Origin of the sequence: Subtercola lobariae, assembly GCF_014640255.1 — a bacterium.
Lineage (GTDB): Bacteria > Actinomycetota > Actinomycetes > Actinomycetales > Microbacteriaceae > Subtercola > Subtercola lobariae.
Window position 1 is genome coordinate 756,794 of sequence record NZ_BMGP01000002.1, and the last position, 18,046, is coordinate 774,839.

The 18,046-nt window shown below is 60.8% G+C and carries 24 protein-coding genes; 10 read left to right on the forward strand and 14 right to left on the reverse strand.

Annotated features, from left to right (window positions below; genetic code table 11):
* Window positions 1-44: 44 nt before the first annotated feature.
* Both IEX24_RS07880 and IEX24_RS07885 read left to right on the forward strand, forming a co-directional pair.
* Entirely contained in the window at window positions 45-389 is a 345-nt protein-coding gene (locus tag IEX24_RS07880) for a VOC family protein (protein ID WP_188676256.1), read from the forward strand.
* Between the two features lie 51 nt (window positions 390-440).
* Window positions 441-1,037 (forward strand): TetR/AcrR family transcriptional regulator, encoded by a 597-nt coding sequence (locus tag IEX24_RS07885; protein WP_188676259.1) that lies wholly within the window; start codon window positions 441-443, stop codon window positions 1,035-1,037.
* 272 nt (window positions 1,038-1,309) lie between these two features.
* On the opposite strand, the gene IEX24_RS19840 is transcribed toward IEX24_RS07885, so the two are convergent.
* Window positions 1,310-1,828, reverse strand: coding sequence for a TIR domain-containing protein (locus IEX24_RS19840; RefSeq protein WP_268236236.1), 519 nt, complete (start codon window positions 1,826-1,828; stop codon window positions 1,310-1,312).
* Between IEX24_RS19840 and IEX24_RS07895 the strand changes: the two genes are divergently transcribed.
* Window positions 1,755-2,267, forward strand: coding sequence for a hypothetical protein (locus tag IEX24_RS07895; protein WP_188676267.1), 513 nt, complete (start codon window positions 1,755-1,757; stop codon window positions 2,265-2,267). The genes IEX24_RS19840 and IEX24_RS07895 overlap by 74 nt on opposite strands.
* 316 nt (window positions 2,268-2,583) lie before the next feature.
* Here IEX24_RS07895 and IEX24_RS07900 read toward each other — a convergent pair whose 3' ends face one another.
* A complete protein-coding gene (locus IEX24_RS07900; RefSeq protein ID WP_188676270.1) occupies window positions 2,584-3,462 on the reverse strand; it encodes a sigma-70 family RNA polymerase sigma factor in 879 nt (292 codons plus the stop codon).
* A 104-nt stretch (window positions 3,463-3,566) separates the two neighbouring features.
* Here IEX24_RS07900 and IEX24_RS07905 point away from each other — a divergent pair, with 104 nt between their 5' ends.
* Window positions 3,567-4,388, forward strand: coding sequence for an SDR family oxidoreductase (locus IEX24_RS07905; RefSeq protein WP_188676274.1), 822 nt, complete (start codon window positions 3,567-3,569; stop codon window positions 4,386-4,388).
* 204 nt (window positions 4,389-4,592) lie between these two features.
* On the opposite strand, the gene IEX24_RS07910 is transcribed toward IEX24_RS07905, so the two are convergent.
* The gene (locus IEX24_RS07910; protein ID WP_188676279.1) at window positions 4,593-5,555 is read right to left on the reverse strand and encodes an undecaprenyl-diphosphate phosphatase; all 963 of its coding nucleotides are present in this window, start codon (window positions 5,553-5,555) and stop codon (window positions 4,593-4,595) included.
* A gap of 108 nt (window positions 5,556-5,663) precedes the next feature.
* On the opposite strand from IEX24_RS07910, the gene IEX24_RS07915 reads away from it, so the two are divergent.
* Complete coding sequence (locus IEX24_RS07915; RefSeq protein WP_229715160.1) at window positions 5,664-6,170, forward strand: hypothetical protein; 507 nt, start codon at window positions 5,664-5,666, stop codon at window positions 6,168-6,170.
* A gap of 17 nt (window positions 6,171-6,187) precedes the next feature.
* On the opposite strand, the gene IEX24_RS07920 is transcribed toward IEX24_RS07915, so the two are convergent.
* Genes IEX24_RS07920 through IEX24_RS07930 form a run of 3 tightly spaced genes read right to left on the reverse strand, consistent with a single transcriptional unit; the run spans window position 6,188 to window position 8,612 of the window.
* On the reverse strand, window positions 6,188-7,015 hold the full coding sequence (locus IEX24_RS07920; protein WP_188676282.1) for an MIP/aquaporin family protein: 828 nt from the start codon (window positions 7,013-7,015) through the stop codon (window positions 6,188-6,190).
* Window positions 7,015-8,310 carry a putative lipid II flippase FtsW gene (ftsW, locus tag IEX24_RS07925; protein ID WP_229715161.1) on the reverse strand — a complete coding sequence of 432 codons (1,296 nt, stop codon included), beginning with the start codon at window positions 8,308-8,310 and terminating at the stop codon, window positions 7,015-7,017. Before ftsW ends, IEX24_RS07920 begins: the two co-directional genes overlap by 1 nt.
* A complete protein-coding gene (locus IEX24_RS07930) occupies window positions 8,307-8,612 on the reverse strand; it encodes a hypothetical protein (RefSeq protein ID WP_188676285.1) in 306 nt (101 codons plus the stop codon). The genes ftsW and IEX24_RS07930 overlap by 4 nt, the downstream gene beginning before the upstream one ends.
* A 300-nt stretch (window positions 8,613-8,912) precedes the next feature.
* Between IEX24_RS07930 and IEX24_RS07935 the strand changes: the two genes are divergently transcribed.
* Together IEX24_RS07935 and IEX24_RS19935 are read left to right on the forward strand one after the other, a co-directional pair.
* Window positions 8,913-9,884: a magnesium transporter CorA family protein gene (locus IEX24_RS07935; protein WP_188676288.1), complete on the forward strand. Its 972-nt coding sequence runs from the start codon at window positions 8,913-8,915 to the stop codon at window positions 9,882-9,884.
* A gap of 272 nt (window positions 9,885-10,156) precedes the next feature.
* Window positions 10,157-10,312: a recombinase family protein gene (locus tag IEX24_RS19935; protein ID WP_307821228.1), complete on the forward strand. Its 156-nt coding sequence runs from the start codon at window positions 10,157-10,159 to the stop codon at window positions 10,310-10,312.
* 612 nt (window positions 10,313-10,924) lie between these two features.
* On the opposite strand, the gene IEX24_RS07945 is transcribed toward IEX24_RS19935, so the two are convergent.
* Complete coding sequence (locus IEX24_RS07945) at window positions 10,925-11,386, reverse strand: DUF1398 family protein (RefSeq protein WP_188676291.1); 462 nt, start codon at window positions 11,384-11,386, stop codon at window positions 10,925-10,927.
* A 125-nt stretch (window positions 11,387-11,511) separates the two neighbouring features.
* Between IEX24_RS07945 and IEX24_RS07950 the strand changes: the two genes are divergently transcribed.
* Window positions 11,512-11,958: a MarR family winged helix-turn-helix transcriptional regulator gene (locus tag IEX24_RS07950; RefSeq protein WP_188676294.1), complete on the forward strand. Its 447-nt coding sequence runs from the start codon at window positions 11,512-11,514 to the stop codon at window positions 11,956-11,958.
* A gap of 296 nt (window positions 11,959-12,254) precedes the next feature.
* Here the strand turns inward: IEX24_RS07950 and IEX24_RS07955 are convergent, their stop codons facing one another.
* The 5 genes from IEX24_RS07955 to IEX24_RS07975 all read right to left on the reverse strand — a co-directional run bounded on the left by IEX24_RS07955 (window position 12,255) and on the right by IEX24_RS07975 (window position 14,887).
* A complete protein-coding gene (locus IEX24_RS07955; RefSeq protein WP_188676297.1) occupies window positions 12,255-12,641 on the reverse strand; it encodes a hypothetical protein in 387 nt (128 codons plus the stop codon).
* A gap of 212 nt (window positions 12,642-12,853) precedes the next feature.
* On the reverse strand, window positions 12,854-13,156 hold the full coding sequence (locus IEX24_RS19845; RefSeq protein ID WP_268236237.1) for a DUF4012 domain-containing protein: 303 nt from the start codon (window positions 13,154-13,156) through the stop codon (window positions 12,854-12,856).
* Window positions 13,157-13,200: 44 nt separating this feature from the next.
* The gene (locus IEX24_RS19850; RefSeq protein WP_188676300.1) at window positions 13,201-13,626 is read right to left on the reverse strand and encodes a DUF4012 domain-containing protein; all 426 of its coding nucleotides are present in this window, start codon (window positions 13,624-13,626) and stop codon (window positions 13,201-13,203) included.
* The gene (locus IEX24_RS07970) at window positions 13,623-14,552 is read right to left on the reverse strand and encodes an integrase core domain-containing protein (RefSeq protein WP_308419028.1); all 930 of its coding nucleotides are present in this window, start codon (window positions 14,550-14,552) and stop codon (window positions 13,623-13,625) included. Before IEX24_RS07970 ends, IEX24_RS19850 begins: the two co-directional genes overlap by 4 nt.
* Window positions 14,553-14,569: 17 nt before the next feature.
* Window positions 14,570-14,887, reverse strand: coding sequence for a transposase (locus tag IEX24_RS07975; protein ID WP_188676305.1), 318 nt, complete (start codon window positions 14,885-14,887; stop codon window positions 14,570-14,572).
* 399 nt (window positions 14,888-15,286) lie between these two features.
* Between IEX24_RS07975 and IEX24_RS07980 the strand changes: the two genes are divergently transcribed.
* Both IEX24_RS07980 and IEX24_RS07985 read left to right on the forward strand, forming a co-directional pair.
* The gene (locus tag IEX24_RS07980) at window positions 15,287-15,709 is read left to right on the forward strand and encodes a DUF7882 family protein (protein WP_188676308.1); all 423 of its coding nucleotides are present in this window, start codon (window positions 15,287-15,289) and stop codon (window positions 15,707-15,709) included.
* A gap of 311 nt (window positions 15,710-16,020) precedes the next feature.
* Window positions 16,021-16,182, forward strand: coding sequence for a hypothetical protein (locus IEX24_RS07985; protein WP_188676311.1), 162 nt, complete (start codon window positions 16,021-16,023; stop codon window positions 16,180-16,182).
* A 180-nt stretch (window positions 16,183-16,362) separates the two neighbouring features.
* On the opposite strand, the gene IEX24_RS07990 is transcribed toward IEX24_RS07985, so the two are convergent.
* A complete protein-coding gene (locus IEX24_RS07990; RefSeq protein WP_188676314.1) occupies window positions 16,363-17,076 on the reverse strand; it encodes an alkyl sulfatase dimerization domain-containing protein in 714 nt (237 codons plus the stop codon).
* Window positions 17,077-17,116: 40 nt separating this feature from the next.
* Window positions 17,117-18,031 carry a metal ABC transporter solute-binding protein, Zn/Mn family gene (locus IEX24_RS07995; RefSeq protein WP_229715163.1) on the reverse strand — a complete coding sequence of 305 codons (915 nt, stop codon included), beginning with the start codon at window positions 18,029-18,031 and terminating at the stop codon, window positions 17,117-17,119.
* Window positions 18,032-18,046: the final 15 nt, after the last annotated feature.

Consider the following 18,046-nt stretch of genomic DNA (forward strand, 5'->3'; position numbering starts at 1 on the left):
TCATCCTTGACGACACACTCGCAGAACATTTAGGGACAACACTCATGGCAACGACACTTTTCGGAATCAGCTACGACGCCGCAGACGCGGCACGCACCGCGAGCTTCTGGGCCGAGCTCCTCGGGCGCACGGTCAACCCAGGGGCTACCCCAGAATCGGCCTCGATAGCACCGAGCGATGACCCGGCCGCCGGTCCTACCCTCATGTTCCATCAGGTTCTCGAGACGAAAACGGTGAAGAATAGGGTTCACCTCGACCTCATCACGACGGAATTCGACGACGAGCTCGCGCGCATCCTCAGCCTCGGTGCCACCGTGATCGCTCAGTTCGATTCGTGGACGACACTCGCCGACCTGGAGGGCAACGAGTTCGATCTGGTACGTGGATAGCCGGCCCCGAACATCCCGAGCTTTGAACAGATCTGTCTGATACGGTGAATCATGGCTAAGACGTCGACTCCCCCGAAGCCCTCAGCGCGCGAACGCCTGCTGGCGGCCTCGGATGAGCTGTTCTACACCGAGGGCATCCACACCGTCGGCATCGACCGCGTGATCGAGAAAGCCGGCGTGGCGAAGGGCTCGCTGTACTACATCTTCGGCGGCAAAGACCAGCTCATCGAGGCCTACCTTTTCAACCGCCACCAGGCCTGGATGGAAACGGTGCAGCGCGGGCTCGACGCCGTCGACGACCCGCAGGCGAAAATTCTGGCAGTGTTCGACCAACTCGGCATCCTGTTCGCGCAGCCCGACTTCCGCGGCTGCGCGTTCATGAACGCCACCGCCGAAGCGCTACCTGGAAGCCTGGAAGACCTCGCAGCGACGAAGTTCCGCCGCTGGATCCACGAGCTGTTCGGCGAACTCGCCCGGGATGCCGGTGCGATGGATCCGAAGGCCCTCGCCGACCAGCTTGTCGTGCTCTACGACGGCGCGAATACCACGGCGCAAATGGACAAGACAGCTGCCCCAGCGAACACTGCAAAAACGATGGCACAACTCGTACTCGCCGCCACTTCGTTCAAAGCCCACTCGCTCAGTTAGAGATGCTGGTGCGCCAGACCGGGGTCACCTGCCCGGCGACGACCTTCACAAGCTGCAAAATGGCGAGACCGGGCTGACATCAGGCAGACATCAGCTCAGTCGGCAAGGCACGCGAAAGCCCGATACCAGGGATTATGTCAAGAGCCGGGTGCGGACCTTACTTCTTGGTGATGCCAGCCGCGAGGAGTTCCTTCCGCAGGGCATTCTTCCAGTTGGTTCCGGGATATTCCACATAACCAACTCCTGCCATGTCAGAGGGAAGCTCTACGGCATTATTTACCACCAGAACGTTTTTTTCGACCGATGGAGGCAATGAAGTATCCAAGCTCTAACACAACGTTCTGACGAGCGCGCCGATTTGGCTTGTTTCCGGCGTCATAGGATGCAACGGTCTGTCCAACATCATCAGGAGTAAGTAGAACAATCACGTACGTAGTTCTCGAGCCGTAAGACTCAAATTTTTCGATGATGGTCTGACCAGCACTAGCCTCTTCCGCCAGAGAGAGAGGCATGATGCCTGTCTCCCTGTGAACATAGATGCGGATGGACATCAATGCCGCTTCGTCGTGACCGTGCACAATGAAAATTACGGGAGGTGACGCTGCATCAGAGTCCGACGTCTTCGGACTCTGAACTAGTACTTGCGTCTCGACCCCTGTGGGCAAAGGACTTGAGTCAATATTTTCAGGATGGGTAGACGCAGGTTCAAAAGATGCGGTGGGGTCTTGGTCCCATGGGGCCGGCCCGCTCGCATTATTGAACGACGCCGACTCGGTGCCTACCCCGAACATCGAGACCGTTCCTGATGCCCTTCATCCGGGCGGATTCCAGGTCATCGGTGGTTCCCGGATTCCGCTGATCATGTTCGGCGGCCATGTTCCGCAGCACGTCGATCCGGAATGGCACTCCCACGCCACGATCCCGAAAACCATCATCGATCTGCTCGGCCTGCCGCCGCTGGGCGTACCGAGGGTCGATACCGCACCGTCCCTGGCCCAGCATGTCGACCCTGCCCTGAGCCGACCGGTACCGCCTGCGCCGGGCAGCACGATCACACAGCCACCACCGCCGTCACCGACCCCTCCCCCGTCAGCTCCGCAACCGTGGGCCGGCCCGCTCGGCGTGCTGCTCCCGGTCCTCGTCACCCTGGATGGCAGTGCCTTGCCCGCACCAACCGACGGTACCGTCCGACCGGCGCCCCCGAAACCACCGAAGGGATCTGTCTCGTGAATAGTGTTTCTGGGCTGACACGCTGAACCGAGCTTTGATGAAGACACTGGATGTTGTGAGTTCGAAGCGGAAACGGAGCCGACGACGGAGTAGCTTGCTGCGATCGAGCTGATCGGGATCGTCCAGGGCAGGGCCTGTCGCGGACGGGCCCGAATGGGCTACTGAAGCAGTTCACGCGGTCAGCGTTCGAGACTGCTTTGAACGATGAGCTCACCAAGCACCTCGTAAATCGTCTCGGCACTCACGCGCATTCCGTGATCCTAGGGGAAGTCTCTTTGGCAGCTGTGGCTGATCTCCTCGGGCGACCACCGTTTCGTCAGCTCCGTTCTAGGAACGAGAGGTTGTACGAGCTGAGCCGGTCGGGGTCAGCGAGAACGTCGATTGCGGCGATGCGCCCGCCGGCTACGGTGAATCCGGTTATTGATTTCAGTTGCCCATCTTCGACTAGTAGTACGCCTGCACTGCCATTTACGAGAGCGGGTCGGAAGGTCGGTGAGTTGGGGCCGAACATTCGTGCATTGCGTGCAACTGTTTCTGCGCCCGATAGCACGAACGGTGTCGGTCCCAGACCCTCGGCACGGAAAACAACGTCTGGATGCAGTATCGCGATGAGTGATTCGAAGCTGCCGTTCCGTGCGGCGGCGAAGAAAGCGTCGACCACTTCGCGTTGGCGAGCGATATCTGGGTCCGGCGTCGGCGCTCGCCCGCGTACACGTCGCCGCGCGCGACTGGCGAGTTGACGGGTCGCCTCGGGGGTGCGCTCGATCATCCCACCGATTTCATCGAACGAGACCGCGAACATGTCGTGGAGGACGAAGGCTAGGCGTTCTGAGGGGGTAAGCGTTTCGAGAACGACCAGGAGCGCGATTCCAACCGAGTCCGCCATCTGCGCCTCCTGCTCGGGATTGTCGCCGCCGTCTCGGTCGAGGATCGGATCCGGCATCATGAACTCGAGCGCTACCTCTCTGCGCTGGGCGCGAGAGCGAAGCGCGTTGAGGCACACCCGGGCGAGGATCGTCGTGAGCCAGGCGGCTAGGTTATCGACGTCTGCGGTGTTCGCGCGGCTCACTCGCAGCCAGGTGTCCTGGATCGCGTCGTCAGCCTCGCTCGTGGATCCGAGCATTCTGTACGCGACGGCTCGCAGGCGCGGGCGCTGTTGTTCAAATCTTTCGGTTAGCCAGTCCTGATCGCTCATTCGGTCACGTTCCTGTCGTCGGCGGTGTCATATAAGTAGACCCGCCAAGTCGGGCCGATGTGACAGGCATATGCACTCCCAGTAGAAAAGAATTTGGAGCTCTCATGGTCTACCCAATTCTCGTTACCGGTGGAACGGGAACTCTCGGCAGTGAACTCGTACCTCGACTCCTTGCTGCGGGCCGTACCGTTCGTATCCTGAGCCGCTCCGCTCGCCCGAATACTGAGGGCGTCGATTACGTCGTCGGGGACCTCGAAACGGGCGACGGGATCGACGCGGCGGTGGCCGGGGCAGAGATCGTGGTGCACGCAGCGGGCAGCGCCAAGGGCGATGCCGCCAAAGCGGAGACCCTCGTATCCGCGTTGCGCCGAGCTGGCATCGCACGGCACCTGCTGTACATGTCGGTTGTCGGAGCGGACACCACGCCGGTCGTCAGCTCAATTGACCGATCTACGCTTGGTTACTTTGAGGCGAAACGGAAGGCTGAGCTTTTGGTCTCCGGCTCCGGGATCCCGTTCACAACACTGCGCGCGACGCAGTTTCACAGTTTCTTTGTCGCGATCGTGGAACTGGGACTCAGGCTACCGTTCGTGCCATCGTTCGCGGGCTTTCGTTATCAGCCGGTGGACGTGCGAGACGTAGCCCAGCGGCTTGCCGAACTGACACTACGCGAACCGGAGGGCTTAGTGGAAGAAATTGGTGGACCCCGGGTCTATCCGATGGAAGATCTGCTGAAGGATTATCTCCGAGCGATTGGCCGCAAACGCCTCGTCGTTCCAATGCCGATTCCAGGGGGCGCAGCCAGAGCGCAACGTGCCGGTGCAAACCTCGCGCTCGACCACGCGACCGGAGAGCGCACATGGGAAGAGTTCCTGGCCGAAATCACTGCGCCCTCGTCACCTTACAAATCGCAGTCTCGAACCTGATTGCGGACTGCCGAAAGCCGATCAACGAGCGCATGCTTCGGCTCACGCTCCGCGACCCAGTCCTCCAGACCAGAAAATCTAAATCGCTTTCTCGTCGCGTCTAACCGGTTGGCAGTCGCGATTGGCGTGCTGTAGCGAACCATCAATTCCGGCCGGTGATGGTGAGTTTGTGGTGAACAGGTCCTTCAAATGCTGTTCGACCCATCATCGGATGGCGAAGGTGATGATGCAGCCGATCCCGGCGGCGATGCTGTAGATCGCGAAGGGGGTGAGGCTGCGGGTGCGGAAGTACCGGTCGAGGAATCTGACCGCGAGTAGTGCGCTGATGAACGACGCGATGCTCCCGGCGAGGACTTGGCCGTGGATGCCGTTACCGAGTGGGCCGATCAGGTCGGGGAGTTTCAGCACTCCGGCGGCGAGGATGACTGGGGTGGCGAGCAGAAACGAGAACCTGGCAGCTTCCAAATGGGTGAGCCCGGCGGACATGCCGCCGACCATCGAGACACCGGAGCGGCTGATTCCTGGCAGTAACGCGAAGATCTGAGAAGCCCCGACACCGATTGCCCGGCCAGCGCTGAGCCGGCTGATCGCGGCATCAACTTCGAGATCAGTGTCGTTGTCCAGATCTGGGCCGGTGCTGGGCGACTGCCGGACGGGGCCTGGAACGGCCACCGTGTTTTCGAGTTTCTTCGCGGCCTGATGCTCGCGTGAGTTTCTGCGGAAGCGCTCTCCGAGCAGAAGTACCCCACCGTTCAGGGTGAGAAAGATCGCTGCGATCGTGGGGATGCCGAGCACCGTGCGGAAGAGGTGATCCAGTAGCAACCCGGCAATCGCGACGGGTATCGTCGCGATGATGAGGAGCCAGGCGAGTCGTTCCGGTCCGGTGCTCACCCGCCTGTACCGGATTGATGTGACCAGCCCGGTGATGATGCGGGCCCAGTCTTTGCGGAAGAAGATGATCAGCGCGAACGCGGTCGCGACGTGCAGACCGACAACGAACGCGAGGTAAGGCGAATCGGGCGCGGACACATTCATGTCGGTGGCCCATGACCCGCCTAGAAGCGCCGGGATCAGGATCGAGTGGCCCAGACTCGAGATCGGGAACAGTTCCGATATGCCTTGAACGACGCCCATGACAATCGCTTCGAGGTAGGTCAGCTGACTCATGCTTTCACCGTAGGGCACACCATCCCCGTGTCCGATCGCGGATGGCCGGGTTGACGATTGCCTGTGAGAATCATCAGGCTCTCTCCTGCGTCAGCCCCGGAGTTGCTCGTGTCCGGTTTGTTGGATTCCAGATCGCGGCACTTCACACCGAACCGCATCAACGATCATGATGGTTTCGGTATGTGGCGTATCGTCGGTGATGAGGGTTGGAGTGCGATGAAGGTTCGGTGGGCGAAAGATCCGCAGCCCCATGACTATCCTGCTGCCGCGTCGTATCTTGCTTTGCTCGGCAGCGGTGTTGATGCGGAACGTCTGGTGGGTGTGTTGGCGCGGGCACCGATCGTGTTTCATCCGGCGAAGGATCTGCTGCGTGCGTCGCGACTGGGCTTGCTGCCGGCGACCGATCCGTATGTGGCGAAAGATCTGAAAAGAATTCGTAAGGGCAAGGAACTGAGCCCGGTGTTGCTGTTACGCGGTAACCTGCTCGGTGTTTCGCTGCAGATCCTCGACGGGTATCACCGGGTGTGTGCGTCGTATCATCTCAGCGACGACACACCGGTTTCAGCGCAGATCGTGTCACTTGACGACGACCCGGCCCCGGAGCCTCACTCATGAGCCTGGAGCTTCACGGTTTAGTGGTCCGTGTCGGTTCCGAGTGTTCCTTGCGCGGCTTTTCGGCCTGACCGTCCGCCACCGGGGCCGCGGAGAATGTGCGCGATACCGACAGCGATGACCGAACCGATCAGTGGGCCGGTTACGTAGATCCAGAGCGTGCTGACGTTGAGGCTGACAAGGTCAGGGCCGAAGGTGCGTGCCGGGTTCATTGATGCGCCACTGACTGGTTCGGCCCAGAGGCCTGCGAGGAGGATGTACGACCCGACCGCGAACGCGGACAGTGATCCGACGTTCTGTGCGCCGGACGCGGCACCGAGGATGGTGCTGACCAGTCCGCAGGTGAGGAGTATCTCGATCGCGAATGCTTGCAGGTCGGTGAAACCGGGCCCGGGCTCGGTCCTTCCGCTGCCACCGGCGGAGCCGAAGATCGTGAGTAAGAGAAGCGAAGCGGCCGCAGCACCAATCAGTTGAGCGAAGATGTAGGCCGGTACGCGTCGCCAGCTGAAGTCGCGGCGTAGCGCGAACGCGATGCTCACGACGGGGTTCAGGTGTGCTCCTGACACGGCTCCCATGAACAAGATCACGGCGATCACGGTCAGGGCGGGTGCGGTCACTAACGCGACCCGGCCCACGGAACCATGGGTGAGGGTGTTGACGATGTCTGCCCCGGCGGCGGCGATGACGAGAAGGAAGGTGCCGAAGAATTCGGCGAAGAGGCGCCTGTTTTCAAGCGACGTGTCGTTGAAGTTGCGAATGAGTCGCTGATCGCTGATGGAAAGGCCGAGGTGCACCTGCCGTAACGGTTCGGCTGCCGAATCCCCATCCTGATCTGTTGGGTTTGTCATCACCGGCCTGTTGACCGTTCAGCCGGGCGACGGAGCATGTTGGCTCCCGACTGCGTGATCAGCAGGGAATCGGTTTCTCGGGAGAGGGAGAGAACGATACCGATCGCGAGGAGGGAGCTGATCAGGGCTGTCCCGCCGGCAGAGATCAGAGGCAACGGCACGCCGAGCACAGGGACGAGGCCGAGTACGACCGCGATATTCACCAGAGCCTGGCCGATGATCCAGACCATGATCGATGCGGTCACGACTCGGGCGAACGGGTCGGGTGTGGCCCGGATGATGCGGAGGAACGCGACACCGAGAACAACGATCAGCAGGAGTACGACGCACGCGCCGATCAGGCCGAGTTCCTCACCGATGACGGCGAAGATGAAGTCCGTGTCGACTGCGGGAAGCCAGGACCATTTTGCTTTCGAGTTGCCAAGACCGACCCCGAAGATACCGCCGTCACCGAGCGCGAAGTAGCCGTTCTGGATCTGCCACCCCGACCCGCTGTAGTCCGCGGTTGCCGGGTGCAGAAAGGAGAGGATCCGGGTGACCCGGTTGGGCCGTGACAGCGCGGTCAGTATCGCGATCGTTGCCGAAACGGCAGTCAACAAGACGAGGTGGCGAAGCGGTATTCCGGCGAAGAACAGGCCGCCGAGAACCATCATGATCAAAATGACGGTGGTACCGAGGTCGCCGCCAAGCGCGACGAGGATGATCGAACTGCCGAGCACCAACACGGTCGGTATGAGCGTGTGTGAGAACTGGGTGATCCGATGTTGCTTCTTCGCCAGGAACATGCCGAGCCAAAGCACGACGCCGACTTTGATCAGCTCAGACGGTTGTAGTGCGGGGATCGGCCCGAGTTGGAGCCAGTTGCGGTTACCGTTCACCGTCACACCCAGCGGGGTGGCGATCACGAGGAGTTGCAGCACACAACCGCCAGCGAGAACCAGCCAGGCCGAGCGTTTCCAGAACGTCGATGGCAGCCTGGACGCTACGAGGAGCAGAGGAATACCGATCAGCGCGTACGTGCCTTGGCGAAAAAAAACGCTGAAAGAACTGCTGTCATCAATCTCCGATCCCACTGATGACGAGGAAAGCACCATGACCAGCCCAAAGGCGACCATGAACACCGTCACGCCGAAGAGCAAATAGAAATTCGATGACACCATCTGTAAAGGTTTGCCAAGGAAGATGCGGGCTGATCGAAATCCCTGGGTCGGCTCCGCGCGCCAAACTGCCGGGTGCTGGCTGCGCCGCGTTCTCATCGAACCGGTATGGGTGCGGGTCGTCCGGGTGCTGGTCATGACGTGCGACGCCGTTCGTTTCTGACGGTGCTGGGCTCTTCTCGCAGACGTTCTTCCATCTCGGCCGCCCACCCGTCCCCGGCCGGTGCGCTAAAGGTGATCTGTGCTTCGCCACGGCGGGTCAGCCGGCCGTAGCAGATCATCGAGAGTGTGGTCATGACAAGGCTTGCCCCGAGAAGTGCCAGGCCACCCCATGAACTCTGGTCTCGGATGATCTGGGCGACAGAGTCGACACTCATCAGCAGATACAGCACCGCAAGAACTGCCCATAACCACCGCCCGGAAGGTGTTCTGCGTCTCATGACTGCGAGAGTACCCGCCAAAATCCGCCAGAACGTTCTCGGCACGCACCCGACGCTAAGCATGAGTCTTTTGACACAAACCAGGTCGAGTTTCCGCTGCCTTGATTCAGCGGCTGCGAGATAGGCCTCAAACTAAATCCGCTGGTGCACCTATTTTGAGCGCCCGGTGTCCATCGTGAAAAGCCTGGATGCCCCGATCGGGATTGCGTCATCTCATGCTCTGATTGGGGGTTGTCGTTCTCTCACTAAAGTGTGCTCGAGGCGGGGAGGGAATGCGGCGTCTTCGTCTAGGGTTGCCGGATGCCCAAGACCCGCTGTTACCGTGATGGTGTGATCGTCGACCAGAATTTTCCGCTAGCCGACGTTTCCGAGCACCTCGATGAGCCGTTATCGGTGGTCTGGGTAGACCTCTGTAGGCCGGATATTTCAGAACTCGAGGTTCTTGCCAGCGAACTTGATCTGCACGCTCTCGCGGTAGAGGATGCGGTGAATCTGCATCAACGCCCCAAACTGGACCGGTACGCCGATCATCTCTTTCTGTCTGGCTATCGGGCCCGGTTCGACGCGGACACGGGAAATGTCACGACGAGTGAGGTGGCCGCGTTCATCACCGAGCGTGCCCTCGTGACGGTGCGTAAAGACGACAGGTTCGACATTGACGCTGTGACAGCCCGGTGGGACGGGTCCCCTGATCTCGCCCGGAACGGGGTCGGGTACCTCGTCTACGGACTCATCGACTACCTCGTTGACGGCTACTTCGAAGCCGTGCAGAGCCTCGATGAAGAGATCGAGGATGTCGCCGCGCAACTGTTCGAACCCGCAGCGGACCAAGAGAAACTCCAACGCCGCATCTTCGACTTGCGGAGGGGGCTCGTTGTTCTTCGGCGAGTGTCGCTGCCGATGCGTGAAGTCGTGAACACGATCTTGCGCCGTGACCTGCGTCTAGTCACCGAGGAGATGGGTCCGTACTTCCAAGACGTCTACGACCACATCCTCCGCGTCACCGAATGGACCGAGAGTCTGCGTGACCTGGCCACCAGCGTCCTTGAAGCCAACCTCGCCATCCAGGGCAACCGGCTGAACGTGATCACCAAAAAAGTCACCGGATGGGCGGCGATCATCGCCGTGCCGACCGCGATCACCGGATTCTATGGCCAGAACGTGCCTTACCCCGACTTCGGGCAGTTCAGCGGATTCATCACCTCGTGCGCGCTGATCCTCGGCCTCGGTGTGGCGCTCTACGTCATCTTCAAACGAAAAGACTGGATCTGAAAACCCGAACGCGCTGAGCTTGGTGCGACAGTGATGAGTGTCTCAACAAGCTAGAGGTTAACAAGACACGCCTCTCCCCCGGCAAACAGTCCACACAATTAGCCAAACTGCGCGGATGTGGTTTGTCTCGGAAACTCGTCTCATGAGGCCGCGTGTCTCAACGCTCGTTTTAGGGGTTTTTGGGGCTGGACGTCGGGATGAGGCTTTTGGGGTACACGCGGGTGAGTACCCCGGCGTAGGAGGCACAGTCGCAGATCGATGCGCTCGTGAGGATGGGCGTGCATCAACGAGACATTTTGCCCGACGCGATGTCGGGAACGAAGGTCGCCGCGAGTAGGCCGGCGATGAGCCGGCTGCTTGAGTACGCCGTCGAGGGTGACACGGTCGTGGTCTGGCGGATTAGCCGGGTTAGGCCGTTCGCTGATTGATGTGTTGAACACGGTGAAGTCGCCGCAGCATTCAGGTATCAGCGTTCACAGTGTCGGACGGGATGGACCCATTGACGAAGACCGGCCGAATGATGCTCGCCACAATGGCCGAGTACGAACGCGACTCATCGTCGAACGCGTCATCGACGGTATCGCGGTGGCTCAAGGCGCCGGTAGCCGGTTCGGCAGACCGGTCAGCGACCCGACGGTGATCGCGGAGAAACTGAAGTTCGTCTGCGCTGCGTGGAAGAACGGCAAAAAGGTCGCAGCGACCGCTGAACTCGTCGGTTGGTCCGTCCTCCTGACACGAGGTTGAGGAGCGCGTCCCAATCATCCTCGGGAACGGCCGACAGCACCGAGCGGCAGGTCTCTACCACGCCGCTCGTGCCGCTTCCGTCCTGTCTTCGTGTTCTTCGTAGGACGCTAGACAGCGACTCGCAGCGCAGCTGCCGCGAGTCCACTGGGAATCCGTCGGTTGGGCTGAGTTGAGGAGCATACAGATTCAAAGAACACCGGGATCTCTAACGAATTCTGGGGTCGCCTGTTCTAGAACGGTGATGACGAGGGGAGTGATGTCTGTCCAGAATCTTTTCGTGGTAGCACACATACCGGTCACCGCCGTTCCCCGTCGACGGCGGGAAGGGTGACGGCGGGATAGGATTCGACGTACTTCTCCTCCCCTGGTCCGCGATAAGTGCACGTGCGCGCTGCCGTGTCGACCTCATAGCGGATCACCCCGGACTGGAAGGTGGCCTCGACGAATTCGGGGAAGCTGCTCTCTCCGCGCTGGTCCACCCTGATGGCTTCAATGAGTCGGTCCTCGTCAAAGGGAACGATCAGCGTTAGCCCGGCTAAGGCGAGGGACCCTGGCTGGAGCACAGCGCCCTGCTCGGTCAGATAGACGACGGTTGAGGAGGGCACGTCGAAGATATACGCGGAGACGCCCGCCGCGCGCAGCGACTCAGCGAGATAAGGAAAGCCTCCCACGCGAGGGCGGACCGCTGAAGCGCGCTCGAGCGCGGCGGCCACAACGGCAACGAGATCGGTGGGGGTGGTGCGGGGTGAAGAGGTCATCGTGAGTCAATTCCGATCGGTTCGGTTACGTGTGACCAATATCACCACACATGACACCTATGTGTCAAGATGGACCGACCAGACCGATAGTGATATATTTTACTGATCTGACATACACTAGAGAAGTGACCTCAGTGAAGGACGTGGAAGGTTTGTACTCGGAGCTGTTCGAGGCGGCCAGCGTCGGCCGACGGCACGGTGAAAGAATCGCCGCCCTCGCTGACCAGACGCAGTCCCGGTGGCAGACCCTGTGGACGATCGATGTCGCCCCGCTCACCGTTCCGCAGATCGCACGCCGACTCGGCGTTAGCCGCCAGCACATTCTGCGACTCACCGGCGAACTACACGCCGAGGGACTCGTCGAGAGTCGACTCAACCCGGATCACAAGACTTCGCCACTGATCGTCCTTACCCCCGCCGGGGAAAAGATCCTGCACCGCATCAACGGGGCCGGACGTATCTCGAACCAGGCTCTCTTAGAGTCATTGACTCCCGCGCGGATCGACGATTTGCGTCTCCTCCTCCACGACTTCATCCGCATCATCAGCGACGAAGATGCGCGGCACATCTGAACCACTACAAGCGCGCTGCGACTCAGCCCGACAAGTGACGCAGCTCCCATCAGTAGTTACTGCCATGCACGACACGATTCTCAGTGCAGGTGACGATCCAGCACGCGATGGGAGTAACCGGATCGCATTGTTCATCCGAAGCGTCTCGCAAGCTGAATGTCGCACAAATGCGCGGGTTGCGTGGCACCGAGGTGCGAAATCTGCTCTCGTGAACCCCGTCCACGCAACAGAGATTGCGAGCACGAGTCATGAGACTCGACACACCGGAGCGGACGCGGCCCGCAACACCGTCACTGTCATAGACCGTTAGGCAGGTTACTGTGTGGCGCTGCAGCCTGGCGCTTTGGTGGTCTGGGCGGTTTTGGGTTCATCATCGGCGTTACTTCATTAAGGGGCGCTCCGTAGGTGCCAGGTGTACCGGTGAATGTGGCGGTGACGGTGTTTGTTTCGCCGGGTGCTAGGTCGACGAGGTAGCGGGCGACGGGCCTGCCGAAGTCTTCAGCGTCAGAGCGGACGTTCGCGTCGATGCTGGTTCCGTCGATCCTGGCGCCGCTGATGCTGGCTCCGACGGGGCCGTAGACGTACACTTCGGTGCTGAACGTTTTGCCGTGAAAGTTTCCGCCGACGACGAAGTCGGGCAGCGCGTTCGCTTCCTCGGTCGTGATGCTTGAATGGAGGGTCACGGTTTCAGTGAAGGTGGGTCCCGCGTGTTGGTGCACGCGTCGGTGCTGAGCGCGGTGGTGGCGTGTAGCCAATAGTCGGTTTTCGAGAAGGATTCGTCACGAAAGTATGTGCCGACGACGGTTTCCCTGGTGTTATCGGTGGGCAACACTCCGTCGAGCTTTGAGCCGGCGATCAGACTCTCTTCGTTGGGTGTGCGCTCCAGGCCGGCAGATCACCGGTCTGGATGCTTTTGTTGACCGCGGTCAGCAAAACGATCGGGTCGGCGGGGGTTAGTGAACACGGTCTTCGCAGTGGCGGTGAAGAACGGGTTGGTGTCTTTTTCAATATCGGCTGCCGGGTACCGCAGGTAGATGTTATGTAGGAGGAGGCTGACCGCGTTTTGCGCGGTCAGGACGTCGCCTGATTGAAGTGTCATCGGCCCGGTGACAGCGAGAAGGTTGGACAGTGCGATCGGGTCGATCGTGATGACACCGTCGATGGTGCCTCCCTGGTATTTTTCCCAGAACGCTTTCATCGTTAACGCCGCCGTTGGGAAGTCGGGGCGGCCGGTTGACCAGTTCAGCGTTGACGCGATCCCCGGGAGTATATGTTCAGCAGGTTCTGATCCATCGGCCGGGCTGGCACGTCGTTGAGGGGGAAATCGCCGCTGTCAGCGGACGCCGTCAGACTGACCGAACCGTTATCAACCGTGATCATTGACAAGGCGGCAGGTCCCCCACCTAACGCCGTCGTCTCAGCGTTATTGAGAAAGCCGATCAGGTAGTGTCGGGGCCCGTTCACACCGAGGATGTTCTGCACGGTCGCGACGTCATTCTGGGCCTCGTTGAGGCGGGTTTGCAGATCGGTGAGTGTTGTTAAGAGTTGGGTGCGAGCTGTTCCAACCTGCGGGACCGTGCCAACGGTGTTGATCTGTGTCGATGAGGTGGTGGCGGCTGCGACAGCATTGGTGATGGTTTGCAGAGTGCTGCTTGTGTTCCGCGTCAAGTGGTTGGCAGGGTTTCTTCTTTTTCGAAGTTGGGGATGGTGGGGTCGGCGAGGCCGGCGTGGACGTCGGCGGGCCGGTTCCAGGCGATCGCTTCGTGTGGGCGGACGTGGTTGTAGTCGGCGCGGTACGCGCCTATCTGCTCGACAAGGCTGAGGCCGTGCTCGATTTCCTCACGGAACAGCCATTCGTATTTCATCGACCCGAACCCGCGTTCGCGTGACCCGTTCTGGACAGGCGTCCGCACCCTCGTGCGAACATGCCGAAGCTCTGGATGCGCGGTGATGAACGCCTCGAAACGGAACGACCTGAACGGGCCGCCGTTATCCGTGACGATCGTGAGCACGGGCCGGATTTCGCCTGTCTCTGGGTCGACGACAGCATCATCGATGAGCGGGTGACCGAACAGCCGTTCGGCCTCGGTCAGGGCGAGTTCGACAGCCGCGATCGCGTCATGCTGGTTGCTGGTCGGTGAAACATGGCAGTCGTATTCGTACTTCGACCAGTAGTCCCGGCAGCCAGCGATGCGCCACACCCCACCGGTCATGGTCTCGTAGTCGCTGAAATCCAGCTGCCAGACCTGGTTCGGGCCTGTGGGTTCTTGGGCGAACGCAGCCTTACGACGTTCGGCGAGCTTCCGGCGTTCGCGCTGGTAATCAGCGGGCAAGATCAGGCCCTCGTCACGCAGCAACCGCAACACGGTCGCCTGCGACACCCGGTGCCCATCATGCCGGGTCATCGCCCACACCTTCCGGTGACCCCACGCCGGATGCGCCTGCGCATGCTTTACGACCAGCTCCCGGGCACCCACCCTGGCGGGCCTGGGCCATGGGCCTTTCGGCGGCCGTGACGTGCGGGCTTTCGCCTGCCAGCGCCGCCAAGTGCGTTCGGGCATGTCGATGATTTCGCAGAACCTCGAAGTCGACATGCCCGCATCTTTACGGATCACCTCGAGGTCCTCGAAGGACCCAAACGGCCCTCAGCGCTCTTCTTCCACACCCGAATCTCGACCGCGGCCTCGCCCAAAGCCTGAGTCAGTTCGCTGACTTCTTCTTCGAGCTGCCGCTCACGCGACGAGGGCTTCGATTTACCAGTCTCGATACCCGCCCTGCCAGCCTCGAGGAACTGGCGTTTCCAGTTCCCGATCGCTTGCTCAGACACCTTCTCACGACGCGCCGCCTCAGCGACCGTGATCTCGTTCTGCAGGATCGACAACACAATACGAAGCTTCTTCTCCGCCGGGATCGTCGGTGGACGACTCATAACAGTTCAGACCTTTCAGCAGGGGCACCGCTCACGCAACTAACAACCCCTGCCAACAATTCTGACGCGCGACACAGCATCTTCGATACTGCCCTAACAGCCGGCCTCATCCCGTGGGTGACGATCAGCGCGGCCGTGCTGGTATACCTTCCGTCCTACGCCCTAGACGGGTTCGCGACCGAACGCGGTATCCTCAGAACCGCCGCATTCGCCGGGCTGATCATCGCCGTCTTCACACATCCTGGCACCCGCTGGGCACGCCAACCCGTCACAAATTCTTCTGCCCTTGACGGTACTGAGGCGGCCGGAGCGAGGCCAACAGGTCAGCTTCGGTAAAGTCTTTTTCTGTCGTTATTTCTTACCAGCTGGCCGTCTTTATCCGAGTGGAGACCCGATCCGATGGGGTACCTGTTGTACGGCAGCCCGGCTGTTGTCGTCGAGTTCGATGACCGGGCCCTTGCGCATCTTCGAGTTGTGATCATCGCCAAGTTGCGCCGGAACGAATCTTTCACCTTCGACTACGCCCTCCCACCAGAACACGGCAGTGGCCGTGTCTCGCTCTGGCTCCACCCCGCGATCGGGTTGCAGTTCGTGTTCCGAAGCGGCCACGCCCCCGACATGAATCGCGCCTGGATCGAGGTGTTAGTGCGCGGCGCCAACACCGCACGCGGGCTGCAACTCCTACCCGAACCCGAACCCGCCGCCGCTCACGAGTTGCCGGATGGCTGGCTACCGGGTGGCGATCCGGCTCAACACGTCGTACGTTCGAAACGTGGCCATACTGATCAAACCCTGATCGGCCCGCTCAGATCGCCACGGTAATCAAAACCGATCTGGAGCGGGTTGCTTGATCGATGCAGGCTCCGTCAAAGCAATGTGGAGGAACAATGATGTTTAGCGCGTGTGCGATACGAACGCGGATCATTGACTCACCGATCTGGCAGCATCACCCGCAACCGGCCGCGATCGTGACAGCTGGCCGTGAGCGGGCGCACCACATACGAGAGTCAACGCCAGGCATCGTAGGCACACTCGCCCATGCGCTACCACACCCCCACCACCGGCGATCCGCCACTGACCAAACAAGAAGCGCCCGGATTGTTCTGCATGACCGGGGTGAGGACTCTTGGGCCGTGATGAACGAGGCCGGCATGTGCGTAGGTAACATCGCTCGCGTCGGACCCCACTACCGGGTATTCCATACCGCCGACACCCACGGCGCCGCCTTCGATTTCCCTAGCCTGCGGCTCGCGGCGGGCTACTTCAACGAATACGACGCAACCCGCGATCTTTAACACGCACCAACACAGCCCGCAGCGAGCACGAACCCGTGCGGGAATGGGCGCAATTCAACCCGTGGCGCATGCTGTCAAACACGATCGTTTCTGAGTGCGACGACTAGTTGGGGCCGGCACCATCCTCGGACGCTACCGATTGATTCTCTATAGCCCTATGCGAGTGAGTCGTGATTGCTTCTATCGGTTGGCCAGGGTGATGTGGGTGTCGCTGTGCGGCTCGAAGTAGGCGAAGAACGCGGCAGCATCCTCCGGCCCACCGGCCGAGAATGAGGCAGCACCCCCGTCGAGCGCCTTCTGCAGCACGCCAAGGGTGTCGAGAAAGATCATGCCGGCGACAGCCTGCTTGGGTACCTGCAGCACGAACGAGGCGTCAGACGGAATGACACCCGACACTTCGAGCACGCCGTTGCGGATGATCAGCCCGATGTCTTCGCCGGTGTCGCTCACGTGAATGCCCGCCGTCGCCGTCGCCGTGCCGGCCTTCTCGGGGTCGATCCTGAACCGCAGACTGTCGAGCAACGCCGACCCCGGCATAGCTGCGATCTGATCCGGCGCGTTGATCTGGATGCCGAGCGAGTAATCGATGGTGCCGTCGAGCTCACGGGCCGCGGTGAGGTAGAAGTTTCGCCAATTCGAGTTCGGGGTTCCATAGCCCAGTGTGCGCAGAGCATCAGCTTTCAGCAGTCGTGCCTCGGTGTCTTCGGGGTCGACCCGCACGAGGTGACTGACGAGCTCAGCCGCCCACTGGTGATCGCCGGCGTCAGCCGCAACTTTCGCCGCGGCATAGACGGCATCGCGACCGCCAATCAGCTCGATGTACCGCTTCGATGACGCCCGGATGTTCAGGGGAGACAGCGTTGCAGGGTCGGCGTCACGGCATACCTCCTTCAACTCAAAAAGATGCGGCAAACCTGGAATGGCTTCGGTTGGTCTATTTTGCGAGGGCGGTGGTGATGGCGTTGAGGTTGTCGGTCATCCAGCTGATGTAGGTTTTGCCGGCGGGGAGGGTTTCGGTGACGGGTACGACGGGGATGTTGTTGTTGTTTGCTGCGGTGAGGACGGCCTGGGTTTGCGCGCCGGTGGTTTGTTCGTTGTAGGCGAGGAGTTTCACGGCGTGGTCGTTGTACAGGGCAACTGTTTGTTGGAGCACGTCGGGTGCGACGTCGGTGCCGTTTTCGATGGCTTTGCTGAACTCGTGCGGGGTTTTGTTGTCGAGTCCGATTGCGTCGAGCATGTAGAGCGGTACGGGCTCGGTGATCGAGACGCCCACGCCGGCGTGGGTGGTCTTGAGGGCTGCTTCTTGTTGCTCGAGGGCGTCGATTTGTGTTTTCAGTGCGGTGGCGTTCTTTGTGTAGGTGGCTGTTCCGGCAGGGTCGATTTTCGTGTAGGTCTGTTGGATCTGGTCGATGACGTTTTCGACGGTTGGGAAGTCGTACCAGACGTGTTCGTTCAGGTCGCCGTTCGCGTCGGGTTGCTTGCCGGAGATAGTGACGGCGTTCAGCACGATTCCGGAGGTGTTGCCGGCGGTGCCGAGCATGGTGTCGACGAAGTCGTCGTATCCGCCGCCGTTCTCGATGACGACCTGGGCTTTCGAGAGGGCGAGTTGGTTCTGCGCGTCGGCTTCGTATTCGTGTGGGTCTTTGTCGGGGTCGTCAATGATCGAACTGACCGTCACACGGTCGCCGCCGATCGTGGCAGCGATGTCGCCCCAGACGTTCGTCGATGCAACCACCGAGATCGTACCCGAAGCACTCGCGCTGCTCGGGCTCGCGCTGCTGGGGGTCGAGGCGCAGCCGGCCAATGTGACCGTAGCGATGGCGGCGAGAGCGGTGGAAAGCAGGAGCATACGACGCATAGTGAA

What these genes read in the sequence shown, in the direction of transcription:
- ftsW (WP_229715161.1), bottom strand. Translation starts at nt 8,310, where the DNA reads ATGACCAGCACCCGGACGACCCGCACCCATACCGGTTCGATGAGAACG.
- IEX24_RS07930 (WP_188676285.1), bottom strand. Translation starts at nt 8,612, where the DNA reads ATGAGACGCAGAACACCTTCCGGGCGGTGGTTATGGGCAGTTCTTGCG.
- IEX24_RS07905 (WP_188676274.1), top strand. Translation starts at nt 3,567, where the DNA reads ATGGTCTACCCAATTCTCGTTACCGGTGGAACGGGAACTCTCGGCAGT.
- IEX24_RS07885 (WP_188676259.1), top strand. Translation starts at nt 441, where the DNA reads ATGGCTAAGACGTCGACTCCCCCGAAGCCCTCAGCGCGCGAACGCCTG.
- IEX24_RS07995 (WP_229715163.1), bottom strand. Translation starts at nt 18,031, where the DNA reads ATGCTCCTGCTTTCCACCGCTCTCGCCGCCATCGCTACGGTCACATTG.
- IEX24_RS07880 (WP_188676256.1), top strand. Translation starts at nt 45, where the DNA reads ATGGCAACGACACTTTTCGGAATCAGCTACGACGCCGCAGACGCGGCA.
- IEX24_RS19935 (WP_307821228.1), top strand. Translation starts at nt 10,157, where the DNA reads ATGGGCGTGCATCAACGAGACATTTTGCCCGACGCGATGTCGGGAACG.
- IEX24_RS19840 (WP_268236236.1), bottom strand. Translation starts at nt 1,828, where the DNA reads ATGTTCGGGGTAGGCACCGAGTCGGCGTCGTTCAATAATGCGAGCGGG.
- IEX24_RS19845 (WP_268236237.1), bottom strand. Translation starts at nt 13,156, where the DNA reads ATGAAAGCGTTCTGGGAAAAATACCAGGGAGGCACCATCGACGGTGTC.
- IEX24_RS07910 (WP_188676279.1), bottom strand. Translation starts at nt 5,555, where the DNA reads ATGAGTCAGCTGACCTACCTCGAAGCGATTGTCATGGGCGTCGTTCAA.
- IEX24_RS07970 (WP_308419028.1), bottom strand. Translation starts at nt 14,552, where the DNA reads ATGTCGACTTCGAGGTTCTGCGAAATCATCGACATGCCCGAACGCACT.
- IEX24_RS07900 (WP_188676270.1), bottom strand. Translation starts at nt 3,462, where the DNA reads ATGAGCGATCAGGACTGGCTAACCGAAAGATTTGAACAACAGCGCCCG.
- IEX24_RS07980 (WP_188676308.1), top strand. Translation starts at nt 15,287, where the DNA reads ATGGGGTACCTGTTGTACGGCAGCCCGGCTGTTGTCGTCGAGTTCGAT.
- IEX24_RS07920 (WP_188676282.1), bottom strand. Translation starts at nt 7,015, where the DNA reads ATGACAAACCCAACAGATCAGGATGGGGATTCGGCAGCCGAACCGTTA.
- IEX24_RS07945 (WP_188676291.1), bottom strand. Translation starts at nt 11,386, where the DNA reads ATGACCTCTTCACCCCGCACCACCCCCACCGATCTCGTTGCCGTTGTG.
- IEX24_RS07975 (WP_188676305.1), bottom strand. Translation starts at nt 14,887, where the DNA reads ATGAGTCGTCCACCGACGATCCCGGCGGAGAAGAAGCTTCGTATTGTG.
- IEX24_RS07935 (WP_188676288.1), top strand. Translation starts at nt 8,913, where the DNA reads ATGCCCAAGACCCGCTGTTACCGTGATGGTGTGATCGTCGACCAGAAT.